The organism is Novosphingobium olei, assembly GCF_037076535.1.
In the GTDB taxonomy this organism is placed as follows: domain Bacteria; phylum Pseudomonadota; class Alphaproteobacteria; order Sphingomonadales; family Sphingomonadaceae; genus Novosphingobium; species Novosphingobium olei.
This window is the reverse complement of record NZ_AP029021.1, coordinates 3,790,192-3,802,892: the sequence shown is the minus strand read 5'-3', so window position 1 is coordinate 3,802,892 and position 12,701 is coordinate 3,790,192. Positions and strand designations below refer to the sequence as shown.

The 12,701-nt window shown below is 63.3% G+C and carries 18 protein-coding genes; 8 read left to right on the top strand and 10 right to left on the bottom strand.

The window, feature by feature from the left end:
* Positions 1–17 precede the first annotated feature (17 nt).
* Positions 18–1,940: a 1-deoxy-D-xylulose-5-phosphate synthase gene (gene dxs / locus AACH40_RS18050; protein WP_338643559.1), complete on the bottom strand. Its 1,923-nt coding sequence runs from the start codon at positions 1,938–1,940 to the stop codon at positions 18–20.
* An 87-nt stretch (positions 1,941–2,027) separates the two neighbouring features.
* Between dxs and AACH40_RS18045 the strand changes: the two genes are divergently transcribed.
* Positions 2,028–2,561 (top strand): GNAT family N-acetyltransferase, encoded by a 534-nt coding sequence (locus AACH40_RS18045; protein WP_338643558.1) that lies wholly within the window; start codon positions 2,028–2,030, stop codon positions 2,559–2,561.
* 25 nt (positions 2,562–2,586) lie between these two features.
* Here the strand turns inward: AACH40_RS18045 and AACH40_RS18040 are convergent, their stop codons facing one another.
* From AACH40_RS18040 to AACH40_RS18015, 6 genes are all read right to left on the bottom strand, one after another.
* Positions 2,587–3,045, bottom strand: a complete 459-nt coding sequence (locus AACH40_RS18040; RefSeq protein WP_169493992.1) for a Fur family transcriptional regulator — start codon at positions 3,043–3,045, stop codon at positions 2,587–2,589.
* A gap of 44 nt (positions 3,046–3,089) precedes the next feature.
* A complete protein-coding gene (msrA, locus tag AACH40_RS18035; RefSeq protein WP_338643557.1) occupies positions 3,090–3,770 on the bottom strand; it encodes a peptide-methionine (S)-S-oxide reductase MsrA in 681 nt (226 codons plus the stop codon).
* A complete protein-coding gene (locus tag AACH40_RS18030) occupies positions 3,767–3,907 on the bottom strand; it encodes a hypothetical protein (protein ID WP_206069586.1) in 141 nt (46 codons plus the stop codon). Before AACH40_RS18030 ends, msrA begins: the two co-directional genes overlap by 4 nt.
* 117 nt (positions 3,908–4,024) lie before the next feature.
* Positions 4,025–4,798: an exodeoxyribonuclease III gene (xth, locus tag AACH40_RS18025; RefSeq protein WP_338646174.1), complete on the bottom strand. Its 774-nt coding sequence runs from the start codon at positions 4,796–4,798 to the stop codon at positions 4,025–4,027.
* A gap of 2 nt (positions 4,799–4,800) precedes the next feature.
* Positions 4,801–5,133: a HesB/IscA family protein gene (locus AACH40_RS18020; protein WP_169493830.1), complete on the bottom strand. Its 333-nt coding sequence runs from the start codon at positions 5,131–5,133 to the stop codon at positions 4,801–4,803.
* Between the two features lie 63 nt (positions 5,134–5,196).
* Positions 5,197–5,628 (bottom strand): CBS domain-containing protein, encoded by a 432-nt coding sequence (locus AACH40_RS18015; protein WP_169493831.1) that lies wholly within the window; start codon positions 5,626–5,628, stop codon positions 5,197–5,199.
* Positions 5,629–5,753: 125 nt separating this feature from the next.
* Here AACH40_RS18015 and AACH40_RS18010 point away from each other — a divergent pair, with 125 nt between their 5' ends.
* Positions 5,754–6,077, top strand: coding sequence for a hypothetical protein (locus AACH40_RS18010; protein WP_338643556.1), 324 nt, complete (start codon positions 5,754–5,756; stop codon positions 6,075–6,077).
* Here AACH40_RS18010 and AACH40_RS18005 read toward each other — a convergent pair.
* The gene (locus tag AACH40_RS18005; RefSeq protein WP_338643555.1) at positions 6,074–6,544 is read right to left on the bottom strand and encodes a globin domain-containing protein; all 471 of its coding nucleotides are present in this window, start codon (positions 6,542–6,544) and stop codon (positions 6,074–6,076) included. The genes AACH40_RS18010 and AACH40_RS18005 overlap by 4 nt on opposite strands.
* A 24-nt stretch (positions 6,545–6,568) precedes the next feature.
* On the opposite strand from AACH40_RS18005, the gene AACH40_RS18000 reads away from it, so the two are divergent.
* Both AACH40_RS18000 and AACH40_RS17995 read left to right on the top strand, forming a co-directional pair.
* Entirely contained in the window at positions 6,569–7,024 is a 456-nt protein-coding gene (locus AACH40_RS18000) for an Rrf2 family transcriptional regulator (protein WP_338643554.1), read from the top strand.
* Between the two features lie 17 nt (positions 7,025–7,041).
* Positions 7,042–7,659, top strand: coding sequence for a DoxX family protein (locus tag AACH40_RS17995; protein ID WP_240959746.1), 618 nt, complete (start codon positions 7,042–7,044; stop codon positions 7,657–7,659).
* A 2-nt stretch (positions 7,660–7,661) separates the two neighbouring features.
* Here AACH40_RS17995 and AACH40_RS17990 read toward each other — a convergent pair whose 3' ends face one another.
* Positions 7,662–8,090 carry a hypothetical protein gene (locus AACH40_RS17990; RefSeq protein WP_338643553.1) on the bottom strand — a complete coding sequence of 143 codons (429 nt, stop codon included), beginning with the start codon at positions 8,088–8,090 and terminating at the stop codon, positions 7,662–7,664.
* A gap of 122 nt (positions 8,091–8,212) precedes the next feature.
* On the opposite strand from AACH40_RS17990, the gene AACH40_RS17985 reads away from it, so the two are divergent.
* Both AACH40_RS17985 and AACH40_RS17980 read left to right on the top strand, forming a co-directional pair.
* Entirely contained in the window at positions 8,213–9,208 is a 996-nt protein-coding gene (locus AACH40_RS17985; RefSeq protein ID WP_338643552.1) for an adenosine kinase, read from the top strand.
* Between the two features lie 89 nt (positions 9,209–9,297).
* The gene (locus tag AACH40_RS17980) at positions 9,298–9,504 is read left to right on the top strand and encodes a hypothetical protein (RefSeq protein ID WP_169493835.1); all 207 of its coding nucleotides are present in this window, start codon (positions 9,298–9,300) and stop codon (positions 9,502–9,504) included.
* Between the two features lie 21 nt (positions 9,505–9,525).
* Here AACH40_RS17980 and purD read toward each other — a convergent pair whose 3' ends face one another.
* Entirely contained in the window at positions 9,526–10,803 is a 1,278-nt protein-coding gene (gene purD / locus AACH40_RS17975) for a phosphoribosylamine--glycine ligase (RefSeq protein ID WP_338643549.1), read from the bottom strand.
* On the opposite strand from purD, the gene xseA reads away from it, so the two are divergent.
* A complete protein-coding gene (xseA, locus tag AACH40_RS17970) occupies positions 10,802–12,262 on the top strand; it encodes an exodeoxyribonuclease VII large subunit (protein WP_338646172.1) in 1,461 nt (486 codons plus the stop codon). The two genes, purD and xseA, sit on opposite strands and share 2 nt — an antisense overlap.
* 26 nt (positions 12,263–12,288) lie before the next feature.
* A complete protein-coding gene (locus tag AACH40_RS17965; RefSeq protein WP_338643548.1) occupies positions 12,289–12,489 on the top strand; it encodes a DUF2093 domain-containing protein in 201 nt (66 codons plus the stop codon).
* Positions 12,490–12,701: the final 212 nt, after the last annotated feature.

Below are 12,701 nucleotides of genomic sequence, written 5' to 3'. Positions count from 1 at the left end.
CCCGCGCCTGAATTCGATCAGGCGCGAGCCTCGTTCACGCCAGCGCTGTTATGGCGCAGCGCCTTCAACACGGTCTCGACGATCTGGGCGGCGTTCAATCCAGCGTCATCGTATTGCTTTTCGGGGCTGTCCTGGTCCTGGAAGACATCAGGAAGCCGCATCGTCCGGATTTTCAAGCCGGCGTCGGTCAATCCCTCATCGCTTGCCAGCGTCAGGACGTGGGCGCCCAGTCCTCCGATTGCGCCTTCCTCCATCGTCACGATGACTTCGTGCGTGGCCATCAGACGCCGGATCAGTTCGCTATCGAGCGGCTTGGCAAAGCGGAGATCGGCAACGGTCGTCGACAAGCCCTTGGCGTCGAGCTGGTCGGCCGCCTTGAGTGCTTCGGCAAGTCGCGTCCCGAGCGAGAGCAGGGCAACCTTGGTGCCTTCACGAACCAAACGGCCCTTGCCGATTTCAAGCCGCTGCGGAACTTCCGGCAGTGGCACGCCCACGCCGTTGCCACGCGGATAGCGAAAAGCGATCGGGCCTGAATCGTGAAGTGCGGCGGTGTGGGTCATGTGCACCAGTTCGGCTTCATCCGCGGCGGCCATGACCACCATGTTCGGAAGAGTTGCCAAATAGGTGACATCGAACGAACCGGCGTGCGTTGCGCCATCGGCCCCCACGAGCCCCGCGCGATCGATCGCGAAGCGCACCGGAAGATTTTGGATTGCAACGTCGTGGACCACCTGGTCGTAGGCACGCTGCAGGAAAGTCGAATAGATCGCGCAAAAAGGCCGCATCCCTTGTGCGGCAAGGCCTGCTGCAAAAGTCACTGCGTGCTGTTCGGCAATGCCGACGTCGAAGCTGCGTTCCGGATAGGTCGCGGCAAACTTGTCGAGACCGGTGCCCGAAGGCATGGCCGCAGTGATTGCACAGATCTTGTCGTCGCGGGCCGCTTCGGCCACCAGCGCCTGAGCGAACACGTTGGTGTAGCTGGGCGGACCGCCCGCGCTCTTCACCTGTTCGCCCGTGATAACGTCGAACTTCTGAACCCCGTGGTACTTGTCCGCGGCGGCTTCTGCTGGGGCGTAGCCTTTCCCCTTCTGCGTGACCACGTGGATCAGGCAGGGGCCTTCCGCGGCATCGCGCACGTTCTCAAGGATCGGAATCAGCTGGTCCAGGTTGTGGCCGTCGATCGGGCCAACGTAGTAGAAGCCGAGTTCCTCGAACAGCGTGCCCCCCATGGCAAGGCCACGGGCAAACTCGTCTGTCTTCTTTGCCGCCTTGTGCAGTGGTTCGGGAAGGCGGCGCGAAATCTTGCGCAGTGTGTCCCGCAATCCCAGGAAGGGGCCAGACGAAACCAGCCGGGCGAGATACGCCGAAAGCCCACCGACGGGCGGTGCGATCGACATGTCGTTATCATTGAGGATAACTATGAGACGGTTGCCCGCGGCCTCGGCGTTGTTCATCGCCTCATAGGCCATGCCGGCGCTCATCGCGCCATCGCCGATTACCGCGATGCCTTTCCCCGGCTTGCCCGCCAGCTTGTTGGCAACGGCAAAGCCCAGCGCAGCCGAAATCGACGTGGACGAATGCGCGGTCCCGAAGGGATCGTACTCGCTCTCGCTACGCTTGGTGAAGCCTGAGAGCCCGCCCCCCTGGCGCAGCGTGCGAATTCGGCTGCGACGCCCGGTCAGGATCTTGTGGGGATAGGCCTGGTGTCCGACATCCCAGACAAGCCGATCGTCGGGTGTGTTGAAGACGTAGTGAATGGCGACAGTCAGTTCCACAACGCCCAGGCCGGAGCCCAAGTGGCCACCCGTCTGCCCGACGGCGCTGATCATTTCATGGCGGAGTTCGTCTGCCAGTTGCCGGAGCTGCGAGGGCTGAAGCTTGCGCAGGTCATCGGGCGTGTCGACGGTATCGAGAAGAGGCGTGGCCGGAGTAGCGGACATCGAGACGCCTTACACCCTTGTTACGCCGCGTCCAACCACAACAAAGCGTTTGCACATCCGGGCGGCAGCAGGGCAAGCGTCGCAGCCATGTCTGCGATCTCGATCCGCAAAGCCGTCCCAGCCGATCTCGAAGCCTTGCGAAGCGTGATGGATGCCGCGATCGGCGAATTGCAGGCCGGATTCCTGACGCCGGAGCAGGTGGAGTCAAGCCGGGCGGTAATGGGTCTGGACCGGCAGCTGGTCGATGACGGTACCTATTTCGTGGCGGAGTTCGACGGAGAAATCGCAGGGTGTGGCGGCTGGAGCCGCAGGGCAACCCTTTACGGCGGCGACCATAGCACAGGCTTGCGGGAGCCCCGCTTGCTCGATCCCGCGACGGAAGCAGCGCGCATAAGGGCCATGTACACGGTACCTGCGTACGCCCGCAGGGGTGTGGGCCGCGCGCTTCTTGCACACTGCGAAGCCGCAGCGAAAGCGGAGGGTTTCTCAACCTGCGAACTGATGGGGACGATGTCCGGCGTGCCGCTATATACGGTGTCGGGCTACGTCGTGATCGAGGAAATCGAAGATTCGCGCGGCGGCGCACCGGTTCCCCTGAAGCGGATGTCCAAGCGACTCTGACCGCAGCCAGAGCGGTGATCCGCCGTCAGGCGCAGTGTCGGCAAACACCACGAAGTTCGACCACAGGGCGGACATCTGCAAACCCTGCCCCTTGCGCAGCCTCCCGAAGGGCACCGGTTAGACGATCGTCGTCAAGATGCGTCACCTGACCACACGCGTCGCAAATCAGGAAAATGCAGTCGTGGCGGCATCCGGGGTGCGTGTTCGCAACATAGGCGTTGGCGCTCTCCACCCGACGGGCGAGGTTGGTACGCACGAACAAGTCCAGGATGCGGTAGACGCTGTTGGCTGCAACGCGCTTGCCCCGCCGCCCTCCGACGCTCTCGGCGATGTCATAGGCCGACGCCGGCTTTTCATGCACTGCGAGCGCTTCGAAGACATCGGCGCGCATTTCGGTCCACTGTTCGCCAGCCGCAACAAGTACGTCGCGCGCCGCGCCAACCAGAGTCTCGCCCGCAAAGTGATGATGATGGTGGCCGCCCATCTCGCTTAGATAGGACGACCCGAGACGGTTCGCAATTTGCGTGATCAACGAGGCGTGAACGTACTCTTCCAGAACTGCGGGAAGGTCCGCTGCAGAGCTGCTACCTTGGGCGCATCCCAGCGCCGGATGTAGCCGTGATCCGGATTCTTGTGCGCGAAATCCTGATGATAGTCCTCGGCGGGGTAGAAGCCCTTGAACGCTTCGATGCGCGTCACGATCGGCCGCTTCCAGGGATCGAGCCGACGCAGCTGCGCAATGTAGCCAGCAGCCACGCGCGCCTGCTCCTTGTTGGCCGGAAACAACGCGTTGCGATACTGGGTGCCCACGTCCGGCTCCTGCCTGTTCAGCTGGGTCGGATCGCTCGCAACACCGAAGAAGACCTGCAGCAACTGGTCATAGCGGATGACCGAGGAATCGTAGGTAACCCTGACCGATTCGGCATGTCCCGTTGTCCCGCTGCTGACCGTCTCGTAATCAGCCTGCACGCGATTGCCGCCGGTGTATCCGGATACGACACTGGAAACGCCCTTCAGGTGGCTGAAGACGGCCTCCATGCCCCAGAAGCAGCCGCCGGCGAAAATCGCGGTATGGCGCCCGGGCGTCTCGTTCGCACGAACCGCAGCTTCCGGCGCTCGATACACCTGCTCCGCCATGGCGGGTTGCTGGCATGCGCTGATCACAAGAGCCAGCACGGCCACGCCAAGGCGTGAACGCGCGCTCTTCACTGCCCCTGACCCATGGCGGATGGGGCCGCTGCTTCGCTGGCGTGGACCTTGACGGCGATCGTCGCTCCCATGCCGATCGAACCGATGGCAAAGCCCAGCAGAAGCGAGCGATAGAAGTCCTTGGCAAAGAGACGCATGATCAAGATCCATGGTGTAAATCTGTTGGCAGGCGCTTTGCCGCCGAAAAGCTGACGCCGCTGTGAACGGACGCACAGGTGGTGCGAATATTCGTATTCGCCAGACTGTCTGAAATGTCAGTCGCGAAGGGCAACCCAGATCGGCGCGTGGTCACTCGCTTTTTCCCGACCACGATAGGTCTTGTCGACACCGGCAGCCTGCAGTCGATCTGCAAGGGCTGGCGACAGCAGCGCGTGGTCGATCCGGAAGCCGTGATCGCGCTGCCAGGCTCCGGCCTGATAGTCCCAGAAGGTCCAGACCCCACCCTGCGGATTGTGGAGATCGATCGCGTCGGTCCAGCCATCATTGAGGAGACGGCGATAGGCGTCGCGCGATTCGGGCTGCATCAGCGCGTCGGTCGCCATGGCACGGACCGAAAAGGTATCCTTGTCTTCGGGAATGACGTTGTAATCGCCAATGACGAGCGCAGGACGTTCCTCAGCTAGCAGTTCACGCATGCGTTCGCGCAAACGCTCCATCCAGCGCAGTTTGTAATCGAACTTGGGTCCGGGCTGCGGATTCCCGTTCGGCAGGTAGATGCACACCACGCGAAGACCCATGACATCGGCCTCGAGATAGCGCGCGTGCTCATCCTCGGGGTCACCCGGCAAACCGCGGTGGGCTTCGATCGGCTGGACCCCATCGGCAAGGATCGCAACGCCATTGAACCCCTTCTGGCCATGCCAGATCGCATGGTAACCGATCTTCTCGAACTCTGCGGCAGGAAACCCTTCGTCCTGGGTCTTGATTTCCTGCAGGCAGGCCACTGCCGGGCGCGTTTCCTCCAGCCATTCGAGCAAGCGCGGCAGGCGCGCCCTGATCCCGTTGATGTTGAAGCTTGCGACCTTGATTGTCACACGCTGAAACTCGCGCCGCAACCGCAGCCGGACGCTGCCTGGGGATTGGTCACCCGGAAGGCCGCACCGCCGAGCGATTCGACATACTCGACCGTGGCGCCGCTGACGAGGTCTAGGCTGACGGCGTCCACCAGAAGCCTGACGCCATCTGTCTCGGCGATAGTGTCATCAGCCTCTGGGGCATCGGCAAGGCCGAACTTGTATTGGAAGCCCGAACACCCGCCCCCTTCGACCGACAGGCGCAGAATCGCAGGCTTAGCCTGCTTTGCGGCAATGGCGGCGACGCGCGCGGCGGCGCTCGGTGCGAGGATCACGGCTGGTTCGCTCATGCCAGCGAGATAGGAGCGCAAACGCGCTTGCTCAAGCGCCCTGCGGCCCAAATTTCCTGCAGTTCAGGCCGACTGGATGTAGCTGCGCATCGCGTGCGCTTCCGCCTCGATGGAATCTAGTCGATGCTTCACCAGGTCGCCGATCGAAATGAACGCAACCATTCGATCGCCATCGATGACAGGCAGATGCCTGATCCGCCGACGTGTCATCAAGCCCAGAGCATGGAGGACGCTGTCATTCGGCGCGACACTGATGACGGGCGCGGTCATCACATCCCGCACCTTCATCTGCAGCGCGGTCGGCCCGTGTGCCCTGAGGCAGTAGAGAACGTCGCGTTCCGAAAAGATCCCGGCAACGGGCGTGCCTTGGTCTTCGACGGGGACCGCGCCGATACGCTTTTCGGCGAGCAGGGCAATGGCATCGGCGACACTGTCTTCGGCGTTGGCACGCCACACTTCGCCCGAACGGCCGGCTATGAGCCTGGCAATCGTCATGGCATCCTCCTTATCTTATCTTGGTCGGGACGGTTTGCCCGTCTCCGGCCATTCGCGATGATGCCAAGTTTGCAGCCGGTGTCAAAGCATTGCCCCGCCATCTGCAAAGAACCATATCGCACGCCATGCCCAGACCGCCCGCGCCGCGCCCCTCGCCGCTCGACAATCCGCACAACGCGTCGCATGCATGGCGACGCTATCGCATGCTGATGTGGGGCATGGGCGCCGCGACGCTGGTCACGATATTTCTGGTCTGGGCCTACTTGTGGTCGCAGTTCGGACTGGTTTCGATCCACCTTTATATAGCGACGTTCCTCGGCATCGGCCTGACAATGATGCTGATGGCCGCGCTCATGGGTCTCGTTTTCCTGTCAAGCGGAACGGGGCACGACGAATCCATCGACGATCCGCTCGACGACGAGATCGAATGGGGTGGACCTGATCGTTAGGCGGCAATGTCCGCGTACGCCTCTTTTTCGGCCGCGATGAGGATGTCGGCCAGCATCCAGTAAGCCTCTCCCCAAGATGCCAGCACTTCGTTGGTTGCGACCTCGCTACCGAGAACATCCCGAATTGCAGGGAGCAATGCGTTGGCGACCAAGGGATAGTGGCTTGCCTTCCCCCCTGTTTCGACATGGCGAGCCACCATGCGCTGCTCGGCAGTGCCAAGATTGCCAAGCTTGTCGATATTCTTTGCATAGGCGAGGATGGCCGCGGCCAGCCGCTTTGGCTGCTCGCCGCTCTCCTGCGCAGCGCGATCGCACATCGCGGCAACTTCCTCGTCCTGGAACAGACGCTTGTACATGGCGGTTGTGATCGCCAGGCCATGCTTCTCTACCGCAGGGGCGGTGGCCTTGACCGTTGCTATGGCTTCTGGACTTGCGGTGCGCAGGCTTGCCTCATTTTCAGTACCCATGCAGGCATTCCGCTGGAAGGACAGATGCAGCTAACCCAGCACACCGACTTCGGACTCCGCATGCTCATCCTGCTCGCACGGGAGGGCGGATCGCTGTCCCTGCCTCGCTTCGCCGACACCCAGGGTCTGTCGTACAATCACGTGGCCAAGGTGGCGCAGACGCTGGTGCGCGAAGGCATCGTCACAAGTCAGCGTGGGCGAAACGGCGGTATCGCTCTGGCGGCGGACCCGGCCGCGATCAGGATCGGGGCCGTGGTCAGAACGCTCGAGCGCGGGCTTAGGCTAGCGGATTGCGCACGCTGTGCGTTGCGTAATGATTGCCGGCTGTCGGGCATTCTGGCAGAGGCCCTCGAAGCTTTTCTGACCGTGCTGGACCGGTACACGCTCGCAGACTCTGCCGAGTTCGGGATGCCCGCTTTTGCGCCATGGACCCAGCCAGCTGGATACCTGCAAGGAACTTGCGCCGCGCCGGGCGATTGACCCCGCAACAGAGCGCCTTGCGCGATCCCGCGTCAGGCCTGCGGGAGAAGACCGCCATGAACACAGTTGCAGCACTTGCCGGCCGCGTCCTGCTGGCCATCCTGTTTATCGTATCCGGGGTCGGTAAGCTTTTCGACCTGTCCGGCACCAACGCCATGATCACCGCCGCCGGCCTTCCTTCGGGCCTTGCGTTGCCTGTCGCCTTGTTCGAACTGCTCGGCGGCCTCGCCATAGCATTGGGTTTCATGACCCGGCTGTTCGCGATTCTCTTCGCAGGTTTCTGCTTGCTGGCGACGCTGCTCTTCCACCGCAATCTGGCGGACACGATGCAGGCGACGATGGCGCTGAAGAACCTGTCGATCGCCGGCGGCTTCCTCTGCCTGTTCGCACACAGCCAGATGCGCTGGAGCTACGATTCGATGCGGCTGGCACGAAAGGGCGAGATCGCCACCCGTGAGGCGGAGCAGCGCACTCGGGAAGCGGAATTGCGCGCGGCCCGTGCGGAAGGCCATGCGTCAGCTCTCGCCAACGGCCAGACGGTGCCGGTCACCGACACCACTTATGTCACCGCAACCGACATCGATGGTGATGGTGTTGTCGACCGGCCGCGCCGCAAATGGTGGTCGGTCGGCTAACCTCAGCGTTTCCGCAGCGCCGCGATGCAGGCCGCCCGGTCGACATCGCGGCCATCGCCTCGCCGCGCATCCACGTACGTCGCGGTCGCCCGGCCGCCAGGCACGGCAGGGTAAAGGTAGGCGTCCAGAATGCAGGCACTGCCTGACCATTGCAGTTTGCGAGCATCCTCTTCCCGGACATCCAGCCGGGGCGGGCCGAAGTCCCTAGTCAACTGCTCCGCGTCTGCACCGATGACCCCTTCAAGACCGGGCAACGCAAGCACCGTGGCAGACGGTCGGGGCGGAGTCTTCAACACAGGCCGCGTGGGGGAAAAACCCGCGCTGCGGATCGTGGCAGACTTGCCCGTGCCGCTGGTGGATGACCCGGTCGCTCCTCCACAGGCCGAAAGCGCAAAAACGGCGACGGCGATGCTGATCGTTCGATTGGACATGCTGGAGGCATGAAGTGCCCGCACGGTCACTGTCAACTCGGTGTGGGCTGGAGTGGCTCCGCCTTGCGACGCGACCGCGCGGCGTCTACCGGAGCGCGACAAGACCTTGAAACGGAGTATTCATGACCGCTGCCACCCTTGACGTCATCGCTATCGGCAATGCCATCGTCGACGTCATGGCCCCCGCTGAAGACTCCGAGATCGCACGCCTTGGTCTTGCCAAGGGCGGGATGACGCTCGTCGACGACGCAAGAGCCCGCGAACTGTACGATGCGATGGGACCTGCCCGCGAAATCTCCGGAGGATCGGCGGCAAATACGCTTGCCGGTCTCGCTGCCCTGGGGGCACGATGCGCATTCGTTGGCCAAGTTGCGGACGATCAGTTCGGACGCGTGTTCGCCCATGACATTCGGGCCGGCGGCATTGCGTTCAATACGCCAACGCGCGAAGCCGAACCGCCGACCGCACAGTGTCTGATCTTCGTAACGCCCGATGGCCAGCGCACCATGAACACCTTCCTCGGCGCATCGCAGTTTTTGCCCGCAGAAGCGCTGGACGAAAGCGCGATTGCTTCTGCCAGCATACTCTATCTCGAAGGATATCTGTGGGACCCGGAAGAGCCCCGCCGCGCAATGCGCAAGGCGATTGCCGCTGCGCGTTCGGCGGGCCGCAAGGTGGCCTTCACGCTCTCCGATTCCTTTGTGATTTCACGCCATGGCGATGATTTCCGCGCCCTGATCGCAGCCGGCCAAATCGACATACTTTTTGCCAACGAGCATGAGCTCGCGTCGCTGACCGGTATCGAATCGTTCGATGACGCCATGGCCGCCGTTGCCCAAAATGTTCCGACCCTCGTCGTGACGCGCAGCGAAAAGGGAGCACACGCCATCTCCGGGGGCGTCCATGCGCACGTTCCCGCAGAGCATGTCGACACCGTCGTGGATACGACGGGTGCCGGCGACCAATTCGCTGCGGGCTTCCTGTTCGGCCACGTTCGCGAACTTCCGCTGGCGGACTGCCTCCGCCTCGGCGCGGTATGTGCAGCCGAAGTCATCTCGCACTATGGCGCGCGCCCAGAGGCCGATCTCGCGAAGCTGACTGCCGAAATCATCGGCTGATCATTTTTTCCGCGCCGGGCTTAATCTGCGTCCGGCGCGGCCGTCCTCTCGTTCGCGCGCAATAGGTGCGCGCGTTGAAGAGACAGACCATGAGCGCAGGTGTTTCCCCGATTTCGCCGGTCCTTTCCGGCACCCCCGCGAGCCGGACGAGCTACGATTCGACACCGGTGTCCCCTCCCGTGCAGAAGGCGACCTGCATCACGACGCAGGATCCGCCGAGCCGCTACGACCCGAGCGTCACCGTCCCGCGCCAGCCGACGGACATCACATCGGGCAACGTCAACATCATGGTCTGACCGAGCGTCGGCGAGACGCTCTCAGCCCTCTCGCTCGACCTCGCGCCAGCCGATGTCGCGCCGGCAGAAGCCTTCGGGGAAGTCGATCGCATCGACGGCCCGATAGGCTGCGTCGCGTGCTGCACGAACGGTGGTCCCGCGGGCCGTGACATTCAGGACACGCCCGCCGCTTGCCGCCAGCACCCCGTCGATACCGAGCTCGGTTCCGGCGTGGAACACCTTTGCCCCACTTGTTTCCGCTGCGCGAATGCCATCGATTCGCCCGCCCTTCTTGGGAACGCCGGGATATCCCTGCGCCGCCATCACCACCGTAAGCGCCGGGTCTGCCGAGAAGCGCGGTGACTCGATCGACGAAAGTTTGCTGTCAGCGCAGGCCAGCAGCAGTTCGACAAGATCGCTTTCGAGGCGCATCATCAGGACCTGGCACTCGGGATCGCCGAAGCGCGCGTTGTACTCGATCAGCTTCGGCCCATCCTCGGTCAGCATCAGGCCGGCATATAGCACGCCCGAGTAAGGCATGCCTTCGTCGGCCATTGCCTTGACCGTGGGGCCGACGATCCGGGCAATTGTCTGCGCCTCCAGTTCAGGGGTCAGGACCCGCGCCGGACTGTATGCGCCCATCCCTCCGGTATTCGGGCCGACGTCCCCATCACCGACCCGCTTGTGATCCTGCGCCGACGCGAGCGGGACAATCGTGGCACCATCGGTGAGCGCGAAGAAACTGGCCTCCTCGCCAGTCAGGAATTCTTCCACGACCACTTCCGCGCCGGCATTGCCGAATGCTCCGTCGAACATGTCATCGACCGCGGCCTGAGCCTCCTCGAGGGTCATCGCAACGACCACGCCCTTCCCGGCGGCGAGGCCATCGGCCTTGACGACGACCGGGGCACCAAAGCGCGACACTGCGGCGTGGGCCTCTTCGGCAGAGCTCGCGCGGACATAGCCGGCGGTGGGAATGTTCGCTCGCGTGCAAAGGTCCTTGGTGAAGCCCTTGGATCCTTCAAGCTGCGCCGCGAGACGACTGGGGCCGAAGACCGAGAATCCGGCTGCCCGCAGTGAATCCGACAGGCCATCGACCAATGGCGCCTCGGGCCCGATGACCACCAATCCGATGCGATGTGTCTCGCAGAAGGTGGACACGGCGGCGTGATCGGTAAGGTCGAGCGCGACGATTTCAGCGTGCTCGGCAACGCCGGGGTTGCCGGGAGCCGCATAAAGCTTGTCGAGCATTGGCGATTGGGCCAATTTCCATGCAAGGGCATGTTCGCGACCGCCAGACCCGATCAGCAGGATATTCATGGTATTCCCTTCTTCGCCCGACGACGACCTTCCGGATGGCGGGCTCCTAGCGACCGAACGCGACAGGGACAACGCCCCTGCCCTCTCCATCTCCGAGATTTCAGCCCTGCTGAAGCGGACGGTAGAGGATCGCTTCGGCTTCGTGCGCGTACGAGGCGAACTGTCCGGCGTGAAACGTGCAGCTTCTGGACACCTCTATCTTTGCCTCAAGGATGAAAACGCACGGCTCGACGGCGTGATGTGGCGTGGCAGCGCACAGCGCCTCTCGTTTCGCGCAGAAGATGGCGTGGAAGTCGTGGCAACGGGCAAGCTCACGACGTATCCCGGAAGATCGAACTACCAGATCGTCATCGATCGGATGGAGATCGCCGGAGAAGGTGCGCTCCTTGCACTTCTGGCCAAGACAAAGGCCCGCCTTGAAGCAGAGGGCCTCTTTGCGCCCGAGCGCAAGCGCGCCCTTCCCTTCCTGCCTCGCACGATCGGCGTTGTGACTTCGCCCACCGGCGCCGTGATCCGCGACATTCTGCACCGATTGCGGGACCGGTTCCCCAGCCACGTGGTCGTATGGCCAGTGTTAGTGCAAGGCCAGGGATCGGCCCAGCAGGTAGCAGCCGCAATCCGGGGCTTCTCGGCTGCTCAGCCGGGCGGGCCCGTGCCTAGGCCCGATCTGGTCATCGTGGCACGCGGTGGTGGTTCGATCGAAGACCTCTGGGGCTTCAACGAGGAGGAAGTGGTGCGCGCGATCGCCGACTGCACGATTCCTCTGATAAGTGCCGTCGGGCACGAGACCGATACCACTCTTGCCGATTTTGCAGCAGACCTGCGGGCCCCGACCCCGACTGCCGCGGCGGAAATCGCGGTACCCGTGCTGGTCGAACTGTCGGCTACGCTGAGCGACCTTCATTCACGCAAGCAGCGCGGCACGATCCGCCTTCTCAACCTCGCCCGCGAGCGGCTTGCCGTGCGAAGCGAGCGACTTCCGCATCCGCTTGCCTTGCTCGACGGCCAGGCACAGCGCCTCGACGACCTTGCCGAGCGGCTGCGCCGTGGGCTTCTTCATCGTACCGAGATTGCACGAGGGACGCTGGGCCGCACCGCAGGCGCGCTGCGACCTGCCCTGCTCTCCTCCCGCATCGCACGGGGGGGTGACCGGCTTTCGGCCCTCCGCCTGCGGCCAGAGGCCATCCTGCAGCGTATCGGGAATGCGCGCACGCGCGTGGATGCGCTTGATCGGCTGCGTCGCTCGCTCGACCCCGAAGCGCCGCTCCAGAGGGGCTACGTCCTGGTCACGGACAGCAATGGCGCGGTCGTCAAGGATCGAGCGACGGCGGCCGAGCGCACGACATTGACGCTCAGATTCGCCGACGGATCGGTCGACGTTGCGGTCGGTGGACCAGGCGCATCCCGCCCGCTCAAAGCAAAACCCAAGCCGGCCGACGTGCAACCCAAATTGCTTTAACGTCGCTACCGCCCTAAGGATCACTAATGTTGATGCCACCTGCCGGACGTCTTGCACGTCTCTACTATCTGCCCGGAACGTTTCGCCAGCTTTCCGCCGGCGACCACGTCCTGTGCGCAATCAGCGGGGCACAGATCCCGCTCGACATGCTGCGCTACTGGAGCGCCGAACGACAGGAAGCCTACGCCACAGCAGCGATCGCAACCACGTGCATCTTGGGACATTAGAAGACCTGTGCGCGGCGGGATCTCGATTGCCATAGATGCCTATTCAAAGCGCTCATCGGCTGTGGCGGAGGAGGCATTGGCGCAACCTTTGATTCCTCACGAGCGTTGAGGCTTGCATCGAATCCAAGGTCGACCTTGTCGCTGTATGTCTTTCTGAGATGCCCGGCTGGACTGGCCTGCTGCCGGTTTGGCGGACACCGAGATAAGCTCAT

Bases quoted from the DNA above. Each gene is read 5' to 3' on its own strand.
- AACH40_RS18000 (WP_338643554.1), top strand. From the start codon at position 6,569: ATGCAGCTAACCCAGCACACCGACTTCGGACTCCGCATGCTCATCCTG.
- AACH40_RS17980 (WP_169493835.1), top strand. From the start codon at position 9,298: ATGAGCGCAGGTGTTTCCCCGATTTCGCCGGTCCTTTCCGGCACCCCC.
- AACH40_RS18030 (WP_206069586.1), bottom strand. From the start codon at position 3,907: ATGCGTCTCTTTGCCAAGGACTTCTATCGCTCGCTTCTGCTGGGCTTT.
- dxs (WP_338643559.1), bottom strand. From the start codon at position 1,940: ATGTCCGCTACTCCGGCCACGCCTCTTCTCGATACCGTCGACACGCCC.
- AACH40_RS18015 (WP_169493831.1), bottom strand. From the start codon at position 5,628: ATGACGATTGCCAGGCTCATAGCCGGCCGTTCGGGCGAAGTGTGGCGT.
- AACH40_RS17985 (WP_338643552.1), top strand. From the start codon at position 8,213: ATGACCGCTGCCACCCTTGACGTCATCGCTATCGGCAATGCCATCGTC.
- AACH40_RS18045 (WP_338643558.1), top strand. From the start codon at position 2,028: ATGTCTGCGATCTCGATCCGCAAAGCCGTCCCAGCCGATCTCGAAGCC.
- AACH40_RS18040 (WP_169493992.1), bottom strand. From the start codon at position 3,045: ATGGGCGGCCACCATCATCATCACTTTGCGGGCGAGACTCTGGTTGGC.
- AACH40_RS18020 (WP_169493830.1), bottom strand. From the start codon at position 5,133: ATGAGCGAACCAGCCGTGATCCTCGCACCGAGCGCCGCCGCGCGCGTC.
- purD (WP_338643549.1), bottom strand. From the start codon at position 10,803: ATGAATATCCTGCTGATCGGGTCTGGCGGTCGCGAACATGCCCTTGCA.
- AACH40_RS18005 (WP_338643555.1), bottom strand. From the start codon at position 6,544: ATGGGTACTGAAAATGAGGCAAGCCTGCGCACCGCAAGTCCAGAAGCC.
- AACH40_RS18010 (WP_338643556.1), top strand. From the start codon at position 5,754: ATGCCCAGACCGCCCGCGCCGCGCCCCTCGCCGCTCGACAATCCGCAC.
- AACH40_RS17990 (WP_338643553.1), bottom strand. From the start codon at position 8,090: ATGTCCAATCGAACGATCAGCATCGCCGTCGCCGTTTTTGCGCTTTCG.
- xseA (WP_338646172.1), top strand. From the start codon at position 10,802: ATGGTATTCCCTTCTTCGCCCGACGACGACCTTCCGGATGGCGGGCTC.
- AACH40_RS17965 (WP_338643548.1), top strand. From the start codon at position 12,289: ATGTTGATGCCACCTGCCGGACGTCTTGCACGTCTCTACTATCTGCCC.